Origin of the sequence: Paraburkholderia sp. J67 (genome assembly GCF_905220265.1) — a bacterium.
In the GTDB taxonomy this organism is placed as follows: domain Bacteria; phylum Pseudomonadota; class Gammaproteobacteria; order Burkholderiales; family Burkholderiaceae; genus Paraburkholderia.
In genome coordinates this window covers 1-20,593 of the sequence record NZ_CAJMZK010000011.1, presented here as the reverse complement: position 1 = coordinate 20,593, position 20,593 = coordinate 1, and the positions used below count along the sequence as shown (strand labels likewise).

Below are 20,593 nucleotides of genomic sequence, written 5' to 3'. Positions count from 1 at the left end.
GCGCGTCACACATATCGTAAGGCCGGACGCCAGCCCCGCCCTAACGTGGGGCGGCACGCGCTGATGCACGACACCTCGCTCGCCACCACGCCTCGCCCCTCGATCGACGCCCGCCGCATGCCCGATACACGCCCCGCGCCTTGTGCGCGGCGCACGCCTGCGCCTGTCGCGTACATCCGCAGCCAGCACAAGAGGAGTACCCATTGATGATCCGTCGCTTCGTCCATCAAGGTGCGAACGGCCCGTCCGCCCCCGCGCGGGCCGTCCTCTACGCGGTGCTCGCCGCGTTCCTCGCCGGTTGCGTCTCGCTCGCGCCCAATTACGAGCAGCCGCCTCTGCCCGTTCCGAATACCTTCCCCGATGCCGCCGCTCAACAGGCACAACAGGCAGGCGCGAGCGCGCTGAGCGCCACCGCCATCGGCTGGAAGGACTATTTCACCGATCCCACGCTGCAAGGCTTGATCGCTGAAGCGCTCGAATACAACCGCGATCTGCAACTGGCGATCCAGCGTGTCGACGAAGCGCGGGCGATGTACGGCATCCGTCGTGCGGATCAATTCCCCACGCTCGGTGTCGAGGCCGATCTCGCACGCGCCCGCGTGCCCGCCGACCTCTCCGGCGTGGGCCGCCCGATGACGGCGAGCCAATACCAGGTCGGTATCGGCATGGCCACGTGGGAACTGGACTTCTGGGGCCGCGTGGGCAGCCTCAAGGAAGCGGCGTTGCAAAACTATCTGGCCACCGACGCCGCGCGCCAGGCCGTCACGCTCACGCTGGTCGAACAAGTGGCCAACAGCTATCTGAGCCTGCGCGACCTCGACGAACGCATCATGCTCGCGCAGCAAACCATCGCGAGCCGCGAGAAGTCGTACCGCATCTTCAAGCGTCGCTATGAGGTGGGTGCAATTTCGAAGCTCGATCTCAAGCAGGTTGAAACCTTGTGGCGCCAGGCCGTGGCGCTCGGCGCGCAACTTCAGCAGGAACGCGCCACGCGCGTCAACGCGCTGCAACTGCTCGTGGGCAAATCCGTCGATCTGCCGCACGAGGATATCCGCCTCGACGACGCCTCCGTGATGAGCGACCTGCCGCCGGGCCTGCCTTCCGACCTGCTCACCAACCGCCCCGACATCGTCGCCGCCGAATATCAGTTGCGTGCGGCGAATGCCAATATCGGCGCAGCGCGCGCGGAATTCTTCCCGAAGATCACGCTCACCGGTTCGTTCGGCACGGCGAGCACGCAGCTTTCCGATCTCTTCACCGGCCCGAGCCGCGCGTGGAGTTTCGGCCCCGGCATTTCGTTGCCGATCTTCGACATGGGCCGCCGCGAGTCGAATCTCGAAGTCGCGAAGTCGCAGCGCGACCAGGCTGTGACGTCCTATGAGCGCGCCGTGCAGTCCGCGTTCCGCGACGTGGCCGATGCGCTCGCCGCGCGCGAGTGGCTCGCCGAGCAGGTCGATACGCTGCGCGCGACCGAAGCGGCCCAGGCCGAACGCGCGCGCCTTGCACAACTGCGCTACGACCACGGCGCGTCGCCCTTCCTCGAAGTGCTCGACGCGCAACGCGACCTGCTGGTCGTGCAACAGCAACTGGTGGAAACGCGCCGCGCGCTGCTCTCCAGCCGCGTTTCGCTCTATGCCGCGCTGGGCGGCGGCGGCTTCGCATCGAGCGCCCAGGCGCCGGCGCCCGCCCCCGCAAGCACGCCTGCCGCCACACCGAATACTCCCTGATTTGAGGTCCCGTCATGCAGATATCAGCCCGTAAATGGATTCCCGCGCTCATCGTGATCGCCGTCGCGACGGGCGGCTATTTCGGCTGGCGCTACTACGCGGATCGCGGCCCGGGCGCCGGATTCGTGAACGGCAACGGCCGCATCGAGGCCACCGAGATCGACGTCGCCACCAAGCTCGCCGGCCGCGTACAGGACGTCGTGGTGCAGGAAGGCGATTTCGTGAGTGTGGGTCAGACGCTCGCGCACATGCAGATCGACACGTTGCAGGCGCAACGAAATGAAGCGACGGCTCAGCATCAGCAAGCCGTCAATTCCGATGCCAGCGCGAAGGCGCAGATCGCCCTGCGCGAGAGCGACCAGCGCGCCGCCGAAGCGGGCGTCGCACAGCGCGAAAGCGAACTCGATGCCGCGAGGCGCCGGCTTGCGCGATCGGAAACGCTCTCGAAGGAAGGCGCCTCGTCGATGCAGGAACTCGACGACGACCGCGCGCGCGTGAAGAGCGCGCAAGCCGCCGTGGCCGCCGCGAAGGCGCAGGTCACCGCCGCCGCCGCCGCGGTGACAGCGGCGCGCGCGCAGCAAACCGGTGCAGAGTCCGCCATCGCCGCGGCGCAGGCCACCATCGACCGCATCAACGCCGACATCCAGGACAGCGACCTCAAGGCGCCGCGCGCGGGCCGCGTGCAGTACCGCGTCGCGCAGCCTGGCGAAGTGCTCGGTGCGGGCGGCAAGGTGCTCAACATGGTCGATCTTTCGGATGTCTACATGACTTTCTTCCTGCCCGAGCAGGCAGCCGGTCGCGTGGCGCTCGGCCAGGACGTGCACATCATCCTGGACGCCGCGCCGCAATGGGTGATCCCCGCCAAGGTCACGTTCGTTTCGGCGACAGCGCAGTTCACGCCCAAGACCGTCGAAACGCAGAGCGAGCGCCAGAAGCTCATGTTCCGCGTGAAGGCGCAGATCGACCGCGACCTGCTGCAAAAGCACCTGAAATACGTGAAGACCGGGCTGCCCGGCGTGGCGTGGGTCAAGCTCGACGCCAATGAAGAATGGCCCGCGAATCTGCAGGTGAAGGTGCCCTGATGAGCGAGCCCGCAGTCCGCATCGAACATGTCAGCCTGCACTACGGCAAGACCGTGGCGCTGCGCGATGTCACGCAGGATGTCCCCGCCGGTCTGATGGTGGGCCTGATCGGCCCCGACGGCGTGGGCAAATCCAGCCTGCTCGCGCTCGTGGCCGGTTCGCGCGCCGTGCAGGAAGGCAAGGTCTGGGTGCTCGGCGGCGACATGGCGAGCAAGGCCCATCGTGACGCGGTTTGCCCGCGCATCGCCTACATGCCGCAAGGGCTCGGCAAGAATCTCTATCCCACGCTATCGGTCGAGGAGAACCTGCAATTCTTCGGCCGCCTGTTCGGGCACGACGAAGCGGAACGACGCCGTCGTATCGACGCACTCACGCGCAGCACCGGTCTCGACCCGTTTCTCGCGCGGCCCGCGGGCAAGCTTTCGGGCGGCATGAAGCAGAAGCTCGGTCTGTGCTGCGCGCTGATCCACGACCCCGACCTGCTGATTCTCGACGAACCCACCACGGGCGTCGATCCGCTTGCGCGCGCGCAGTTCTGGGACCTCATCAACGGAATCCGCAAGGAGCGGCCGTCGATGAGCGTGATCGTCGCGACCGCGTATATGGACGAAGCGCAACGCTTCGACTGGCTGATCGCGATGGACGACGGCGCGATCCTCGCCACCGGCACGCCCGCCGAACTGCTCGAACGCACTCACTCCGAATCGCTTGAAGAAGCCTTTATCGAACTACTTCCCGAGGCAAAGAAACGCGGCCATAAGCCCGTGGAAATCACGCCGCTGCACACCGACGACAACACCGCCGTCGCCATCGAGGCCAAAGACCTGACGATGCGCTTCGGCGATTTTGTCGCCGTCGATCATGTGAGCTTTCGCATTCAGCGCGGCGAGATATTTGGCTTTCTCGGCTCGAACGGTTGCGGCAAGTCCACGACGATGAAGATGCTCACGGGCCTGCTGCCCGCGAGCGAAGGCCAGGCATGGCTGTTCGGGCACGAAGTCGATCCCCGCGATCTCGACACGCGCCGCCGTGTGGGCTACATGTCGCAAGCGTTCTCGCTGTACGGCGAACTCACGGTGCGCCAGAACCTCGTGCTGCACGCGCGCCTCTTTCACGTTCCCGAGGCCGAGATCCCCGCACGGGTGACCGAAATGGTCGAGCGCTTCGACCTGGCCGAAGCGCTGGACACGCTGCCTGACAGCCTGCCTTTGGGCGTGCGCCAGCGGCTCTCGCTCGCCGTGGCGATGGTGCACAAGCCCGAACTGCTGATCCTCGACGAACCGACTTCTGGCGTCGATCCCGTCGCGCGCGACAACTTCTGGCGTTTGCTCATTACGCTCGCGCGCGAAGACCAAGTGACGATCTTCATCTCCACCCACTTCATGAACGAAGCGGGCCGCTGCGACCGCATTTCGCTGATGCACGCAGGCCGCGTGCTGGTGAGCGCTACGCCTGCGGCCATCACCGAAATGCGCGGCGCGGCCACGCTCGAAGAGGCTTTCATCGCCTATCTGGTCGATGCGGGCGCGGGCACGGAAGGCGATACCACTTCTGAATTGTCGGTGCTGGCAGAAAATCCCGACGCCAGCGCGCATCACGCGCAGCATCGCGGCTTCAGCTTCCAGCGTGCGTATAGCTATATGTGGCGCGAAGCGCTGGAATTGCGCCGCGATCCGGTGCGCGCGACACTCGCGCTCGCGGGCTCGCTGCTGCTGCTCTTCGTAATGGGCTTCGGCATCAGCATGGACGTGGAGGATCTGCGCTTCGCCGTGCTCGATCACGACCAGACCTCGCTGTCGCAGAACTACGATCTGAATCTCTCCGGCTCGCGCTACTTCATCGAGCGTCCGCCCATCAAAAGCTATGCGGAGATGGACCGCCGCATGCGTAGCGGCGAACTGGCTTTCGCGCTGGAAATCCCGCCCGGCTTCGCGCGCGATGTGGCGCGTGGCAAGGCGGTGCAGATCGGCGTATGGATCGACGGCGCCATGCCGCAGCGTGCGGAAACGGTGCGAGGCTACGTGCAAGGCATGCATCAAGGCTGGCTCCTCCAACAGGCGAAACAACGCCTGGGCGCCGATGTCCACTCCGCCGTATCCGTCGAAACGCGCTTTCGCTACAACCCCGACGTGCGCAGCCTGCCCGCGATGGTGCCCGCCGTGATTCCGGTGCTGCTGCTCATGATGCCCGCGATGCTGACTGCGCTAGCCGTGGTGCGCGAGAAAGAACTCGGCTCGATCATCAATCTGTATGTCACCCCCGTCACGCGACTGGAATTCCTGCTAGGCAAGCAAGCGCCCTATGTGTTGCTCGCCATGCTGAATTTCCTGCTGATGACGTTGCTCGCCATCACCTTGTTCGGTGTGCCAATCAAAGGCAGCTTCCCGACGCTGCTCGGCGCCGCCGTGCTGTATTGCCTGTGCGCGACCGCCATCGGCCTGCTCGCCTCCACCTTCACGAAGAGCCAGATCGCGGCGCTGTTCTTCACGATGATCGGCACGATGGTGCCATCGGTGCAGTTCGCGGGCCTCATCACGCCGGTCTCCTCGCTCGAAGGCACGGGCCGCCTGATCGGCCAGATCTACCCGGCCAGCTACATGCTCACGATCAGCCGGGGCGTGTTCAACAAGGCGCTCAATTTCGGCGACCTGTGGCAGTCGATCTGGCCGCTCGCGATCGCCACGCCCATCGTGCTGGGGCTGACCGTCGCGCTACTCAAGAAGCAGGAGAGTTGAGATGCGACGCCACCTCGCCAATATCTATCGTCTGGGCGTGAAGGAACTCTGGAGCCTCGCGCGCGACCCCATGCTGCTGATCCTCATCGTGTTCTCGTTCACGGCGATGATCTATTCGTCGGCGAGTTCGCGGCCCGAATCGCTGCATATGGCGCCCATCGCCGTGATCGACAACGATGTCTCACCGCTTTCGCAGCGCATCATCCACGCGTTCTATCCGCCGCACTTTCTCGTACCGCAGGCCGTTACGCCCGAGCAAGCCGATCGCGGCATGGATGCGGGCGATTACACCTTCGTGCTCAATATCCCCCCCAATCTGCAACGCGATGTGCTCGCGGGTCGCGCGGCGGAAATCCAGCTCAACGTGGACGCCACGCGCATGAGTCAGGCGTTCACGGGCAGCAGCTACGTCCAGCAGATCATCAACGACGAAGCGACGGAATTCGTCAACCGCTATCGCGCGCCCACCGAATCGCCCGTCGATCTCGCGGTGCGCATGCGCTTCAATCCGAACCTCACCCAGGCGTGGTTCGGCTCGCTCATGGAGATCATCAACAACGTCACGATGCTGTCGATCATTCTCACGGGCGCAGCGCTGATCCGCGAGCGCGAGCACGGCACCATCGAGCATTTGCTGGTGATGCCCGTCACGCCCACCGAGATCATGGTCGCCAAGGTCTGGTCGATGGGACTGGTCGTGCTGGTGGCCGCGGCGCTCTCGCTCACCTTCATCGTGCGCGGCGCGCTGCATGTACCGATCGAGGGATCGGTGGCGCTCTTTCTGGCAGGCGCAGCGCTGCACCTGTTCGCCACCACATCGATGGGCATCTTCATGGCCACGCTCGCGCGCAGCATGCCGCAGTTCGGCATGTTGCTCGTGCTGGTGCTATTGCCCTTGCAGATGCTTTCGGGCGGCAGCACGCCGCGCGAGAGCATGCCCGAGTTCGTGCAAAACATCATGCTCGCCGCACCTACTACGCATTTCGTCGAACTGGGTCAGGCGATTCTCTTTCGCGGCGCGGGGATCTCCGTGGTGTGGCAGCCTTTCCTTTGGCTCGCTGTGATCGGCAGTGTACTGTTCGCTCTTTCGCTCGCGCGCTTTCGCAAAACGCTGAGCGGCATGGCCTGATTCCGCTCGCGCATCCAACACGTTTGCGTTCATGTCACCTGGATGAACTCCGTCCCCGTTTGCGGCTATGATCGTGATCTGCGGTCGGCCGGCAAACGTGTCCGGCAAGCGATCCGCACCGTCCAGACACACGCGGTCGATTTCCCGGAGAGCATCGCATGGCATTGGGGTGGCTGGTCGTCCTTCCGTTCATCGCCGCGGCGCTGGTCGCGCTCACGGCCCGCCGCGCGCGCCCGCTCTCGACCTGGATCGCGTTTGCGGCCGCGCTGTTCGGCCTCGGCCTGCTGCTGAGCGAACGCGTGGGCATGGCAACCTTTGGCGTCATGCAATGGCGGCATGAGTGGGTGCCTGAAATCGGCCTCGCGCTTTCGCTGCGACTCGACGGGCTCTCCTTCATGTTCGCGCTGCTTGTGCTTGCGATCGGCCTGCTCGTCTTTATCTACGCGCGCTACTATCTCGCCGGCAACGAAGCGCTGCCGCGCCTCTATCTGCTGCTCCTGCTTTTCATGGGCGCGATGCTCGGCGTCGTGCTCGCGAATAATCTGCTGCTGCTCGTGATCTTCTGGGAACTGACGAGTCTCGTCTCGTTCCTGCTGATCGGCTTCTGGCCGTCGCGGCCCGACGCACGGCGCGGCGCGCGCATGGCGCTCACCATCACGGGCGCGGGCGGGTTGGCGCTGCTCGCCGCAGTGCTGCTGATCGGCCATGTATGCGGCAGCTATGAACTCAACGACGTGCTGGCGCAAACGCAGCAAATCCAGCACGACCCGCTCTATCCGGCCATTCTGCTGCTCACGCTGTTCGCTGCATTCACGAAGTCGGCGCAGTTCCCGTTTCACTTCTGGCTGCCGCACGCGATGTCGGCGCCCACGCCGGTTTCGTCCTACCTCCATTCGGCGACGATGGTGAAGGCCGGCGTCTTCCTGCTCGCGCGTCTCTACCCCGTGTTCGAAGGCACCCACTGGTGGACCTATACCGCCACGCTCGCGGGCCTCGTCACGCTTGTGGGCGGCGCGTCGATGGCGCTGTTCCAGCGCGACCTCAAGGGCTTGCTTGCGTATTCGACGATCAGCCATCTCGGCCTGATCGTGCTGCTGTTCGGCCTCGACACCCAACTCTCCACCGTGGCCGCACTCTTTCACACCGTCAATCACGCCGTGTTCAAGGCCTCGCTCTTCATGGCCGCGGGCATCATCGACCATGAAACCGGCACACGCGACCTCGGCCGCCTGCGCGGTCTGCGCAAGTTCATGCCGCATACGGCCGTGCTCGCGAGCGTGGCATCGCTGGCGATGGCGGGCGTGCCGCTGCTCAACGGCTTTCTCTCGAAGGAAATGTTCTTCGGCGAGACACTCGCACAAGGCATGTTCGGCCCGTTCAACTGGGCGATTCCGGTGGTCGCCATCGCGGCGGCCGCGCTGTCGGTGGCCTATTCGTTGCGCTTCGTCTGGGGCGTATTCTTCGACGGCGCCACACCGCGCGACCTGCCCCACTACCCACCGCACGAACCGCCGCGCTTCATGAAACTGCCGGTCGAGATCCTCGTGGTGATCTGTCTGCTGATCGGGCTCTTTCCGCAGCAAACGATCGGCCGCATGCTTGCCTCGGCGGCCTGGTTTACGCTCGGCGGCAAACTGCCCGACTACAGCCTGAGCATCTGGCACGGCATCAATACGCCGCTCATCATGAGCGTGGTGTCGTTCGTGGCGGGCGCGGCACTGTTCTTCCTGCGCCGCGACGCGTTCCGCCATCATCGCTCCGTGCTCTCGGATATGAACGCGAGCGAGGGCTTCGACCAACTCGTGCAGCGCCTCGAAAAAGGCGCGGCCGTGATCGTTCGTGTGTTCGAGACACGCTCGCTGCCCGCCTACCTGTCGTGCATGATCGCGGCCATGCTGATCGTGCCGGGTGCGTACTTCTTCGCGCTCGGCGCATGGGGCGGAACACTGCCGCGCCTGCCCATCGACGCGATCACGCTCTGCGGTCTCGTGCTGATGGCGCTGCTCGCCGTGGGTGTCGTGCTCGTGCGCCAGCACACGCTCTACGCGCTGGTGATGCTGAGCACCTGCGGGCTGCTCGTCACACTCGCGTTCGCGCGCTTTTCGGCACCCGATCTCGCGCTCACGCAGGTCTCGGTCGAAGTCGTTACGGTGCTTCTGCTCGTACTAGCCATCTACTTCCTGCCCAACCTGCAAACCATCATCGAGCCGATTCCCGCGCGCCTGCGCAATGGTCTGCTTGCGCTCGCGGGAGGCGGCCTGCTCGGCAGCGTGGCCTACGAGGTGATGACGCGCGAACCCGCGCAAGGCATCGCGCCGTACTTTCTCGCCAACGCGTTGCCCGGCAGTGGCGGCCATAACGTCGTGAACGTGATCCTCGTCGATTTCCGCGGCTTCGACACCATGGTCGAAGTGAGCGTGCTGGTGGTCGCGGGCCTCGCCGTCAAGGCGCTGCTGCGCGGCCTGCGCCTGAAGGCGCAAGGCACCGGCCCGGGCGGTCTGCCCTGGTCGTCGCAATCGCATCCGTTGCTGCTGGCGATTCTCGCGCGCCTGATGCTGCCGCTCACCATGCTCGTCGCCGTATTCGTATTCCTGCGCGGCCACAACCTGCCCGGCGGCGGTTTCATCGCCTCGCTGATCGTTTCCGTCGCACTGCTACTGCAATACGTGGCGAGCGGCGTGCTCTGGACCGAATCGCGCATCCGCATCAACTACCGCGCGCTCGCGGGTCTTGGCCTGCTGGTTGCGGCCGCAACGGGTCTGGGTAGCCTTGCGTTCGGCTATCCGTTCCTCACCAGCGCGTTCGGCCATTTTCATCTGCCGCTCATCGGCGAAATCGAATTGAGCACGGCGATGCTGTTCGATCTGGGCGTACTCGGCGCGGTGGTGGGCACGACGCTCACGATCGTTTCGCACCTTGGCGTGCGCGACAAGGACATGCAATCCGTGGAGAAAAGCTGATGGAAGCCGCTTTCGCCGCTGCAATCGGCGTGCTCTGCGCGTGCGGCATTTACCTGTTGCTGTGCGCGCGCGTGCTGCCCGTGATCCTCGGCATCACGCTGTTCTCGTATGCCATCAACCTGTTTCTGCTGGCGATGGGGCGGCTATCGACAGGCAAACCGCCGGTGATCGCCGCCGGCGCGCAATATGCCGATCCCGTGCCGCAGGCACTCGTGCTCACGGCCATCGTGATCGGCTTCGCGATGACCGCGTTCACCGTCGTGCTCGCCCTGCGCTCGCTGGCCATCACGGGCAGCGACCACGTCAACGGCGTCGCCTTACATACCGGCAACGGCGGCGACGCCACGCGCGAGAAGGAGACGCTCGGCGCATGAATCACGCCCTTCTGCTCCCGATCCTGATCCCGCTCTTCGCGGCGGGCGCCATCGTCGCGCTGCCGGTGCGGGCAAAGCGCCTGCAACGCGCGCTTAACGCCGCGGCGATCATCGCGCTGCTGCCCGTCACCTGCATGCTGACCGCGCACGCGGCGCAAGGCGACATCGCGAGCTATGCGCTGGGCGCGTGGCCCGCGCCGTTCGGCATCGTGCTCCAACTCGACCGGCTTGGCGCGCTGATGCTGCTCCTGACGTCCGTGCTGGCCTGCTGCTGCCTGCTCGGCACTTCGAGCGCCGACGCGCGTCGCGGCCGCTATTTCCGTGCGCTGTTCCAGTTCGAATTGATGGGCCTGAATGGCGCCTTTCTCGCGGGCGATCTCTTCAACCTGTTCGTGTTTTTCGAACTGCTGCTGATCGCCTCCTATGCGTTGCTGCTGCACGGCGGCGGCGCGCGGCGCGTGCGCAACGGACTGCACTACCTGCTGATGAACCTGGTCGGCTCGTCGTTCTTCCTGATCGCGCTGGGCGTGCTGTACGGCATCGCGGGCACGCTCAACATGGCCGATATGGGCGAACGTCTTTCGCACCTCGACCCCAGCATGCTGCCGCTCGCGCGCTTCGCGGGCGCAACGCTCATGCTCGTGTTCGGCCTGAAGGCGGCCGTGTTTCCGATGTCGTTCTGGCTGCCGCAGGCGTACCGCAGCGCGATCGGCCCTGTGGCCGCGCTGTTCGCGATCATGACGAAGGTGGGCATCTACGCGATGCTGCGCTGTGATGCGCTCGTGTTTGGCGCGGGCGCGGGCGGCGTGCTCGAACCCTTCATGCGCGACTGGGCGTGGTGGCTCGCGATCGCGACGATCGCGTTCGGCGCGCTGGGTGCGCTGGCCGTATCGAGCCTCAAGACGACCACGGGCTATCTCGTGCTCGTGTCCGTGGGTCTGTTGATTGCCGCCATTACGCAACAAACGCCGCTCGCCTGGAGCGCATTGCTCTACTACCTCATCAGCACGACGCTCTGTTCAGGCGCGTTATTCCTGCTCGCCGATACGCTCGAACCGGAAGCGCAGACCGCGCATCGCGAAGCCGCCGAACCCGCCTCGCTCGAAGCACTCGACGACGCGGCCGCCGCCGCAATCTCGCCCGAATCCGATGGCGCGGCAGTCGCCGCGGCTCGCGCCACGTACGCACCGTGGCCCTCGAACGTGGCCGGTGTGCTGTACCTGATCGCAGCCGTAGGCGCAGCGGGCTTGCCGCCGCTCTCGGGCTTTCTTGGCAAGGCGATGGTGCTAGCGGCCACGCCCATGCGCGACGCCGTGATTCTGTGGCCAGCCGTGCTGCTCTCCAGCCTCCTGCTGATCGTCGCGTTGAGCCGTACCGGCACGCGCCTGCTGTGGGCGGAACCCGCCGCGCGCGCGGCGGCCAGCGCACCCGCACGGGCACCGCGCGGCAGTTCGGCGAAGCTCGCGGCCTGCGCATTGCTGCTCGGCTGCGTGGCGGCCGCCACACTGGGCGCGGGGTCGGTCAGACACTATCTGGACGCCACCGCCGCGCAGCTATTCGACCGTGCGGCCTACGTGCACGCGATCCTGCCGGCCACGCCGAATAACGGGAGCTGACGATGCTCAAACGGCTCTTTCCGCATCCGTGGCTCAGCATCGTGCTGCTCGTTTGCTGGGTGCTGCTCATGAACGACGCTTCAGCGGGCAATCTGCTGCTGGGCGCGGTGCTCGGCATCGTCATTGCTTTTTGCGTTGGCGAGGGGCTCTGGTTGCAGCCGGTGCATTTTGGCCGGCCGTGGCTGCTGCTGCGCCTCTTTGCGCATGTGCTGATCGACATCGTCGTAGCCAATGTGGAAGTCGCGCTGCTGGTGCTTGGCCCGACGAAGCGCCTGCGGCCCGCCTTTATCGAAGTGCCACTCGACAGTACGCACGAGATCGCGCTCGCTGCGCTGATCAGTATCGTATCTTTGAGCCCCGGCACGCTGTGCGCCGAACTCAGCGACGACCGCACCCGCCTGATCGTGCATGTGCTCGATCTGCAGGACGAAGCGGCACTCGTCGCGTCGATCAAGTCCCGTTATGAAGCCCCCTTGCTGGAGATATTCGCATGTTAGCCATCGTGATTCCGCTTGCTTTCGCGATTCTTGGCGTCGCGTTTTTGCTCACGCTAGCGCGTCTCGTGCGTGGTCCTTCGTTGCCCGATCGTATCGTGGCGCTCGACACGCTTAATATCAACGCTATCGCTTTGATCGTCGTGTATGGGATCAGCTTGCGCTCTACCGTGTTCTTCGAGGCCGCCTTGCTCATCGCCGTGATGGGCTTTGTCGGCACCGTCGCGCTCACTAAGTATCTTCAGCGCGGCGATATCATCGAACTCAACTGAACCCTGTGCTAAAGAGGCTCGTCGATGCAAACCGCCGTCGAAGTCATCGTTTCCTTGCTGCTGATCGTGGGTAGCCTGTTTACGCTGATCGGCGCGATCGGGTTGTTTCGGTTGCCCGATTTTTTTATGCGCCTGCATGGGCCAACCAAGTCGACTACTCTCGGCGTAGGCGGCATCGTGCTCGCTTCTGTTATCTATTTCAGCACTCACAATAATTTTGCCAGCCTGCATGAGTTGCTTATTCCCGCGTTTCTATTTCTCACCGCGCCGATTAGTGCGCATATGCTCGCTAAGGCAGGGATTCAGCAGCGTGTGCCGCTTTCGGGGGCTACGCGGGGGCGGCCTCCAATGACGGGGGCTTGCGCCGAAATGGGGGATACTCGTGAGCTTTCTGACTTTTCTAGCTCCGCTGGAGATGATGCTAATCGTGTGCGGTCGGCACATTCTCCCGGTCAGGATAACTGAATAAGTTTTTTCGATTTTTTCGTGATTCATTCGGGTTTGGCATTTCCTTGTTTTGTTATCGGTCTATTAGCGTCGCCCCTGTGCGGGGCGGCACCTACTTTTCTTTGCCGCGGCAAAGAAAAGTAGGCAAAAGAAAGCCGCTCACACCGCTAGTGTGACGAAGTCGGCAAACCGCCGTACGCGGGGAATGGTATAGGGGCGTCTGCCACCTCGCACCACCAAACGAAGTGACAAAGGACTCATTCATCCCGCCGCTCGCTACGCTCGCAGCGGGCGGGTCTGCAAGGGAAACCCCTGTGCTAAAGGCGTTTTCGCTAGCTCTAGCAAACCTGCGGTTTGCGGGTTATGCCCCACGGGGCGCGGAGCGCCCCCGGATGTATGACGGCTTTGTCACTTCGTTTGGTGGTGCGATGTGACGGATGCTCCTATACCTTTCCCCCTCAACGGCTGTTTGTGGACTTCGTCACACTAGCGGTGTGAGCGGCTTTCTTTTGCCTACTTTTCTTTGCCGCGGCAAAGAAAAGTAGGTGCTGCCCCGCACAGGGGCAACGCTAATAGACCGACAAGAAAACAAGGAAATGCCAAAGTCAAATCACACACCGCGCCCGGCCTTCTGCGCTTCGGCCAAAACAAAATCGATAAACGTAGAAGCCGCCCGCGTATGATGCCGATTAGGCATATAGAGCATATACATATGCGTACCGAAGATACTCAACCGCCAGGCGTCAATCGAAGTCACCACATGCCCAGCCCGAATATCATCATGCACCACATAATCCGGCACGATCCCCACGCCTAACCCGGCCAGAATCGACTGCCGCAGAAACAAAAAATTCTCAGAAATAATGGACGGCTCGAGCAGCACCTCATGCCGCTCCTCATTGAGATACCCGGCAAGCCGCAATTGCCGCCCCACCACCGTAGCGGTAATAAGCGGCGCACTCGCGAGATCTTCGAGCGTCTGTGGCATCCCATGTTCCGCGGCCCATTGCGCCGACGCACACGCGATATATTTCACCGCCCCCATATCGCGCGCCACGAGATTCTGCGGCGGTTCGTGCATCACACGCACAGCAATATCCACTTCATCGCGCAGCAGATCCTCCACGCGATTTTCGAACATCACGTCGAGCACGATGCCGGGATAAAGCCGCTTGAAGCGAATCAGCCATTCCGACATCACAAGCTGCCCGTATCCGCTCGGCACGGAAAGCCGCACGCGCCCCTGCAAGCTCTGCCCAAGCGTCGAGACCGATTCATGCGCGGCCATCAGCGCATTCTGGATCGTCCGGCCGTGCTCGTAGAGTTTCAGCCCAATTTCGGTCGGCTCGACCCGCCGCGTAGTGCGCCGCACGAGTTGCAGGCCGATCGACTTTTCCAGGTGGTTGAGGTGGTAGCTCACATTCGCCCGGCTCATCTTCAGGCGCCGCGCAGCCTCGCTCAGGTTGCCCGCGTCGAGAATTTCCACCAGCAAGGTCAGCGCATTAACGTCCACGATAGGTCCATGTTTCGTCGCGATCCGGTCGATTGTCAAAAATCCTTTGACAGCATGTCAACGAACGATGGGATTGTCAATGAACCTTGGCACTCACACAATGAAGCTCATATTGGCGTATAGCCTTCTGATCGGCCCCTATAACTGGAGACACCCACCATGGCAATCGACACGGCCGCTTCCGCCCTTTCCGCTTCCCCCGTCACGCACGAACTGCGCGGCAAGGTGCTGCTCGTCACCGTGGACAATCCGCCCGTCAACGCGCTGGGCGTCGATGTGCGCCGCGGTCTGGCCGCCGCCATCGAGCATGCTGAATCCAACGCAGCCGTGCAGGCCGTGCTGATTGTCGGCGCGGGTCGCAATTTCATCGCCGGGGCCGATATCCGCGAGTTCGGCAAGCCGCCCCAGTCGCCCGCGCTGCCGGATGTCTGCAACCGCATCGAGGCCTCTCACAAGCCCGTGGTCGCGGCCATTCACGGCGCGGCGCTCGGCGGCGGTCTCGAGGTCGCGCTGGCTGCTCACTATCGCCTTGCCGTCGCGGGCGCGAAGCTCGGTCTGCCCGAGGTGCAATTGGGCCTGCTGCCGGGTGCAGGCGGCACGCAACGCACGCCGCGTCTGATCGGCGCCGAAGCCGCGCTCTCGTTGATGCTGAGCGGCAAGCATATCGGCGCGCAGGAAGCGCTCAAGCTCGGTCTCGTCGATCGCGTGGGTTCGAGCGACGACGTCCTCGCCGAAGGTCTCGCCTACGCGCAGGAATTGCTGGCCGCGCACGCTCACGTGCGCCGCACCCGCGACGCCCAGGCGCTCTCCGACCGTGCCGCCTCGCAGGCCGCCATCGACGCCGCGCGCGCCGAAACCGCGAAGAAGTCGCGCGGTCTGTTTTCGCCGCTGAAGATCGTCGATTGCGTGCAGGCCGCGCTCGATCATACGTTCGACGAAGGCCTGCGCGTCGAGCGCAAGCTGTTCCTCGAATGTCTCGACAGCCCGCAGCGCGCGGGTCTCGTGCACGCCTTCTTCGCCGAGCGCGAAGTGCAGAAGACGCCCGAAGCGAAAACCGCGAAGCCGCGCGCGATCGAGTCGGTCGGCGTGGTCGGCGGCGGCACGATGGGCGCGGGCATCGCCGTGGCCGTGCTCGATGCGGGTCTGCCCGTGACGATGATCGAGCGCGACGACGCCTCGCTCGCACGCGGCCGCGCGCATGTGGAAAAGGTCTACGACGGGCTGATCGCCAAGGGTCGCATGAAGCCCGAGGCGAAGGACGCGATTCTCGCGCGCTTCAACGGCAGCACTTCGTACGATGCACTCGCGCAGGTCGATCTGGTGATCGAGGCCGTGTTCGAGGACATCGGCGTGAAGCAGGCCGTATTTGCCGAACTCGACCGCGTCTGCAAGCCAGGCGCCGTACTCGCGACCAATACCTCGTATCTCGACATCGACGCCATCGCGGCCAGCATCCAGCGCCCGCAGGACGTGATCGGTCTGCACTTCTTCTCGCCCGCCAATATCATGAAGCTGCTGGAAGTCGTGGTGCCGAAGCAGGTGAGCGCCGACGTCGTCGCCACCGCGTTCGAGCTCGCGAAGAAGCTGCGCAAGGTGCCGGTACGCGCGGGCGTGTGCGATGGCTTCATCGGCAATCGCATTCTCGCCGTGTATCGCACGGCCGCCGATCATCTGATGGAAGACGGCGCCTCGCCCTATCAGATCGACAAGGCCGTGCGTGAGTTCGGCTATCCGATGGGCCCGTATCAGGTCTCCGATCTCGCAGGCGGGGACATCGGCTGGGCCACGCGCAAGCGCCGCGCGGCCACGCGCGATCCCAAGGCGCGCTACGTGCAGATCGCCGACCGGCTGTGCGAGCGCGGCTGGTTCGGCCAGAAGACGGGGCGCGGCTACTACCTCTACCCCGATGGCGCACGTGTCGGCACGCCCGACGCCGAAGTCGAATCGATCATCCGCGCCGAGCGCGAACGCGCCGGCATCGAGCCGCGCAGCTTCAGCGACGAAGAAATCATGCGCCGCTATATGGCCGCGATGATCAACGAAGGTGCGAACGTCGTGCACGAGAAGATCGCGCTGCGTCCGCTCGACGTGGATGTCACGTTCCTCTATGGCTACGGCTTCCCGCGTCATCGCGGTGGCCCGATGCACTACGCCGATAGCGTGGGCCTCGCGAACGTGCTGGCCGATATTCGCGAATTCGCCAAGGAAGATCCGCTGTTCTGGAAGCCCTCGCCGCTGCTGGTCGAACTGGTTGAGCGCGGCGCGAATTTTGCGAGCCTGAATCAGACGGTTTGATTGCGTACGCAACGAGTATCGAAAGGAAACGTCAGACATGGACCTCAGATTTACCGCCGAAGAAGAAGCCTTCCGTAGCGAAGTGCTCGACTTCCTGCGCGAGCGCCTGCCGCAAGGCGTGGCCAGCAAGGTGCGCAACGGCCATCACCTCACGCGCGACGACATGGCGCAATGGCACGCGATCCTCAACGAAAAGGGCTGGCTCGCGAATCACTGGCCGCAAGAATACGGTGGCCCCGGCTGGAGCGCCGTGCAGAAGTTCATCTTCGAGAACGAATGCGCGATTGCAGGCGCGCCGCGCATCGTGCCGTTTGGCGTGAACATGCTCGGGCCCGTGCTCATCAAGTACGGCAACGAGGCGCAGAAACGCCACTGGCTGCCGCGCATTCTCGATGGTTCGGACTGGTGGTGCCAGGGTTACTCGGAGCCGGGCGCGGGTTCGGATCTCGCTTCGGTGCGCACGACGGCGCAACGTCAAGGCGATCACTATGTCGTGAACGGCCAGAAGACGTGGACCACGCTCGGCCACTACGCGAACATGATCTTCTGCCTCGTGCGCACCGCCACGGATGTGCGCAAGCAGGAAGGCATCAGCTTTTTGCTGATCGACATGAATACGCCGGGCATCGAAGTACGCCCGATCATCACGCTCGACGGCGAGCACGAGGTCAACGAGGTGTTCTTCACCGACGTGCGGGTGCCGGTGGAAAACCTCGTCGGCGAAGAGAACAAGGGCTGGACTTACGCGAAATATCTGCTCACTTATGAGCGCACCAATATCGCGGGCGTGGGCTTTTCGGTGGCGGCGCTCGCGCGCCTGAAGCGCGCCGCGCAGAAGGTCATGCGCAACGGCAAGCCGCTCGCGCAGGACCCGCAGTTCGCCGCGCGCCTCGCGAAGGTCGAGATCGATCTGGAAAACATGAAGACCACGAATCTGCGTGTGATCGCAGCCGTGGCGGGCGGCGGCGTGCCGGGCGCGGAAAGCTCGATGCTCAAGATTCGCGGCACCGAGATTCGCCAGGAGATTTCCTCGCTGTTGCGCCGCGCGATGGGACCGTATGCGGTGCCGTTCGTCGAGGAAGCCCTCCAGGAAGGCTACGCCGAAGCATCGATCGGCCCCGATGAAGCCGCCAGCGCCGCCGCGCTCTACTTCAACAACCGCAAGCTGTCGATTTTCGGTGGCTCCAACGAAATCCAGAAGAACATCATCTCCAAGATGATTCTCGGTCTTTAAGAGGTCTCGCGATGAATTTCCAGCATACCGAAGACCGCCGCATGCTTGCGGACACGCTCAACCGTTTCATCTCGGAGCAGTACGCTTTCGATGCGCGCGATAAAATCGCGCGCTCCAGTGAGGGTTTCAGCGCGGACATGTGGCGTCGCTTCGCGGACCTCGGCGTGATCGGCGCGCTGTTTGGCGAGGCCGATGGCGGCTTCGGCGGCGAGGGGTTCGATGTGGCCGTGGTGTTCGAAGCGCTCGGGCGCGGTCTCGTGGTCGAGCCGTTTCTCGATACGCTGATCGTGGGCCGCGCGCTTGCACATGCGGGCAGCGAGACGCAGCGCGCGCGCATCGCTTCGCTCGTCGACGGCTCGCAGATCGCGGCGCTCGCGCACGATGAACCGGGCTCGCATTACGAGGCCTCGCTCGTGCGCACGCGCGCCGAGAAAAGCGGGGACGGCTGGCTGTTGCAGGGCGCGAAAGGCGTCGTGCAACATGCGGAACACGCTAACGTCCTGCTCGTTTCGGCGCGCACGTCGGGTGGCGAATTCGATGAAGCCGGCATTTCGCTCTTCCTCGTGCCGCGCGATGCCGCGGGCGTGTGCGTGCGCGGCTATCGCAAGATCGACGGCGGACGCGCGGCGGAAGTGATGCTCGATAACGTGACGGTGGGCGCGGATGCGCTGGTCGGCGCGCCGGGCAGCGGCTTCGCCACGCTCGAACACGCGACCGGCTACGGCCTGATCGCGTTGACGGCGGAAGCCGTGGGCGCGATGGATGTGGCGCGCGATTACACGCTCGAGTATCTGCGCACGCGCAAGCAGTTCGGCGTGCCGCTTGGCAGCTTCCAGGCCTTGCAACATCGCATGGCCGATCTGCTGCTCGAAATCGAGCAGGCGCGCTCGGCGCTCATCAACGCAGCGGCCGCGGTCGATGCGCCGCGCGCGCAGCGAGAGCGCGCGCTCTCGGCGGCGAAGTACACGATCGGGCGTAGCGGCGCGCGTGTGGCCGAAGAAGCGATCCAGTTGCACGGCGGCATTGGCATGACGTGGGAGTTGCCGCTCGCGCACTACGCCAAGCGCCTCGTGATGATCGATCATCAACTCGGCGACGAGGATCATCATCTCGCGCGCTATATCGCACTGGAAAGCGCTGCGGCCTGAGCACGACGATGCGAAGGCCAACGCCCGATTCCTATGCGGGCGCAGCCTTCCATCCATAACCTACCAGGAGTGCCTGCTGATGCAGACGGAAAACAAGGGCCTGCCGCTAGCGGGCGTGCGCGTGCTCGATCTCTCGCGCATTCTCGCGGGGCCGTGGAGCGCGATGGTGCTGGGCGACCTCGGCGCGGAAGTCATCAAGGTCGAGCATCCCGATCGCGGCGACGACACGCGCGACTGGGGCCTGCGCATCGGCCAGACCGAGACCGCGTACTTCAACAGCGTGAATCGCAACAAGCGCTCGATCACGCTCGATCTGCAAACGCCCGAAGGCCAGCAGATCGCACGCGATCTGGCGAAAACCTGCGACGTGGTGGTGCAGAACTTCAAGTTCGGCGGCGCGGAAAAGCTTGGGCTCGGCTATGAGCAATTGAGTGCGGAGAATCCGCGTCTTATTTACTGCTCGATTTCGGGCTACGACCGCACGGGCCCCGAGGCAAAGCGCCCCGGCTACGATCTCGTGGTGCAGGGCGAAGCGGGTCTGATGGCGATCAACGGCGAGGCGAACCAGGCGCCGCTGAAATTCGGCGTGGCGGCCGTCGATCTGTTCACCGGCATGTATTCGGCGCAGGCAATGCTCGCCGCGCTATTCGAGCGCGAGCGCACCGGGCACGGCCGTCACATCGAAATGGCGCTGTTCGATTGCGGTCTGATGATCACCGCTTACTACGGGCTCGAAGCGCTCGAGCTGGGGGAAGACCCGCCGCGCTTCGGCAACGCGCATCCTTCCATCGTGCCGTATGGCGTGTTCGATGCAGCGGATGGTCCGCTCGTCATTACCGTGGGCAATAACAGCCAGTTCGATCGCTTCGCGCGCGAGGTAATCGGCCGCCCCGATCTCGCCGACGACGCACGCTACAAGACCAATATCCTGCGCTCGCAGAACCGCGCGACGCTCTTGCCTGAAATCACGCGCGAACTGGGCAGCCACTCGCGCAAGCTGCTGCTCGAACGCCTCGCGGGCGCGGGCATTCCGTGCGGCGAAGTTGCGGGCCTGCGCGAAGCGCTGCTCTCGGCGCGCGCGACTGAAGCGGGGCTCGTTACGCAGCAACCGCATCCGCATACGAAAGACGGCACGACGCCCGTGCTCGCGCCGCCTTGGCGCTTCGACGGCGAACGCATGCCCGTGCGTCGCGCGCCACCGCAACTCGGCGAAGGCACACGCGAGGTGCTGGCCGGGACGCTCGGCTATTCGGAAGAAAAGCTCGCCCAATTGAAGGACAAAGGCGTCATCTGATTTGACCGATGATTTGACCGATTTAAAACCAGCTGGACCAGGAGGAGTGCTGTGAAGATTCTTGTACCCGTCAAGCGAGTGGTCGATTACAACGTGAAGGTTCGTGTGAAGTCGGATGGCACGGGCGTCGATATCGCGAACGTGAAGTTTTCGATGAACCCGTTCGACGAGATCGCGGTTGAAGAAGCGGTGCGGTTGAAGGAAGCGGGTGTGGCGACGGAAGTCATCGCGGTGTCCGCTGGTGTGACGCAAGCCCAGGAAACGCTGCGCACC

Annotated in this window: 16 protein-coding genes; 15 read left to right on the top strand and 1 reads right to left on the bottom strand. The window is 64.2% G+C overall.

The genetic code is table 11. The features are described 5' to 3' along the window. Nucleotides 1-206 precede the first annotated feature (206 nt). From U5782_RS20555 to U5782_RS20510, 10 genes are all read left to right on the top strand, one after another. Nucleotides 207-1,727: an efflux transporter outer membrane subunit gene (locus tag U5782_RS20555; protein ID WP_322045725.1), complete on the top strand. Its 1,521-nt coding sequence runs from the start codon at nucleotides 207-209 to the stop codon at nucleotides 1,725-1,727. 14 nt (nucleotides 1,728-1,741) lie between these two features. Next, nucleotides 1,742-2,809, top strand: coding sequence for an HlyD family secretion protein (locus tag U5782_RS20550; protein WP_322045724.1), 1,068 nt, complete (start codon nucleotides 1,742-1,744; stop codon nucleotides 2,807-2,809). After that, on the top strand, nucleotides 2,809-5,544 hold the full coding sequence (gene rbbA, locus U5782_RS20545) for a ribosome-associated ATPase/putative transporter RbbA (protein WP_322045723.1): 2,736 nt from the start codon (nucleotides 2,809-2,811) through the stop codon (nucleotides 5,542-5,544). Before U5782_RS20550 ends, rbbA begins: the two co-directional genes overlap by 1 nt. Nucleotide 5,545: 1 nt before the next feature. Beyond that, nucleotides 5,546-6,673, top strand: a complete 1,128-nt coding sequence (locus U5782_RS20540; RefSeq protein WP_322045722.1) for an ABC transporter permease — start codon at nucleotides 5,546-5,548, stop codon at nucleotides 6,671-6,673. A gap of 158 nt (nucleotides 6,674-6,831) precedes the next feature. Further along, nucleotides 6,832-9,633 (top strand): monovalent cation/H+ antiporter subunit A, encoded by a 2,802-nt coding sequence (locus tag U5782_RS20535; RefSeq protein WP_322045721.1) that lies wholly within the window; start codon nucleotides 6,832-6,834, stop codon nucleotides 9,631-9,633. Further along, complete coding sequence (locus U5782_RS20530; protein ID WP_322045720.1) at nucleotides 9,633-10,007, top strand: Na+/H+ antiporter subunit C; 375 nt, start codon at nucleotides 9,633-9,635, stop codon at nucleotides 10,005-10,007. The genes U5782_RS20535 and U5782_RS20530 overlap by 1 nt, the downstream gene beginning before the upstream one ends. Further along, nucleotides 10,004-11,623 carry a monovalent cation/H+ antiporter subunit D gene (locus U5782_RS20525; protein ID WP_322045719.1) on the top strand — a complete coding sequence of 540 codons (1,620 nt, stop codon included), beginning with the start codon at nucleotides 10,004-10,006 and terminating at the stop codon, nucleotides 11,621-11,623. Before U5782_RS20530 ends, U5782_RS20525 begins: the two co-directional genes overlap by 4 nt. Nucleotides 11,624-11,625: 2 nt before the next feature. Next, nucleotides 11,626-12,120: a Na+/H+ antiporter subunit E gene (locus tag U5782_RS20520; RefSeq protein WP_322045718.1), complete on the top strand. Its 495-nt coding sequence runs from the start codon at nucleotides 11,626-11,628 to the stop codon at nucleotides 12,118-12,120. After that, nucleotides 12,114-12,389 carry a K+/H+ antiporter subunit F gene (locus tag U5782_RS20515; RefSeq protein WP_322045717.1) on the top strand — a complete coding sequence of 92 codons (276 nt, stop codon included), beginning with the start codon at nucleotides 12,114-12,116 and terminating at the stop codon, nucleotides 12,387-12,389. The genes U5782_RS20520 and U5782_RS20515 overlap by 7 nt, the downstream gene beginning before the upstream one ends. A 24-nt stretch (nucleotides 12,390-12,413) precedes the next feature. Next, the gene (locus U5782_RS20510) at nucleotides 12,414-12,854 is read left to right on the top strand and encodes a Na+/H+ antiporter subunit G (RefSeq protein ID WP_322045716.1); all 441 of its coding nucleotides are present in this window, start codon (nucleotides 12,414-12,416) and stop codon (nucleotides 12,852-12,854) included. 592 nt (nucleotides 12,855-13,446) lie between these two features. On the opposite strand, the gene U5782_RS20505 is transcribed toward U5782_RS20510, so the two are convergent. Then, entirely contained in the window at nucleotides 13,447-14,349 is a 903-nt protein-coding gene (locus U5782_RS20505) for a LysR family transcriptional regulator (RefSeq protein WP_322045715.1), read from the bottom strand. 159 nt (nucleotides 14,350-14,508) lie between these two features. Here U5782_RS20505 and U5782_RS20500 point away from each other — a divergent pair, with 159 nt between their 5' ends. The 5 genes from U5782_RS20500 to U5782_RS20480 form a co-directional block, all read left to right on the top strand. Further along, entirely contained in the window at nucleotides 14,509-16,644 is a 2,136-nt protein-coding gene (locus U5782_RS20500; RefSeq protein WP_322045714.1) for a 3-hydroxyacyl-CoA dehydrogenase NAD-binding domain-containing protein, read from the top strand. A 37-nt stretch (nucleotides 16,645-16,681) separates the two neighbouring features. Further along, nucleotides 16,682-17,878, top strand: a complete 1,197-nt coding sequence (locus tag U5782_RS20495; protein ID WP_322045713.1) for an acyl-CoA dehydrogenase family protein — start codon at nucleotides 16,682-16,684, stop codon at nucleotides 17,876-17,878. 11 nt (nucleotides 17,879-17,889) lie between these two features. Beyond that, on the top strand, nucleotides 17,890-19,026 hold the full coding sequence (locus U5782_RS20490) for an acyl-CoA dehydrogenase (RefSeq protein WP_322045712.1): 1,137 nt from the start codon (nucleotides 17,890-17,892) through the stop codon (nucleotides 19,024-19,026). Nucleotides 19,027-19,105: 79 nt separating this feature from the next. Further along, nucleotides 19,106-20,320 (top strand): CaiB/BaiF CoA-transferase family protein, encoded by a 1,215-nt coding sequence (locus tag U5782_RS20485; protein ID WP_322045711.1) that lies wholly within the window; start codon nucleotides 19,106-19,108, stop codon nucleotides 20,318-20,320. Nucleotides 20,321-20,371: 51 nt separating this feature from the next. Further along, the coding region (locus tag U5782_RS20480; protein WP_415914372.1) for an electron transfer flavoprotein subunit beta/FixA family protein at nucleotides 20,372-20,593 on the top strand (222 nt) is incomplete at its 3' end.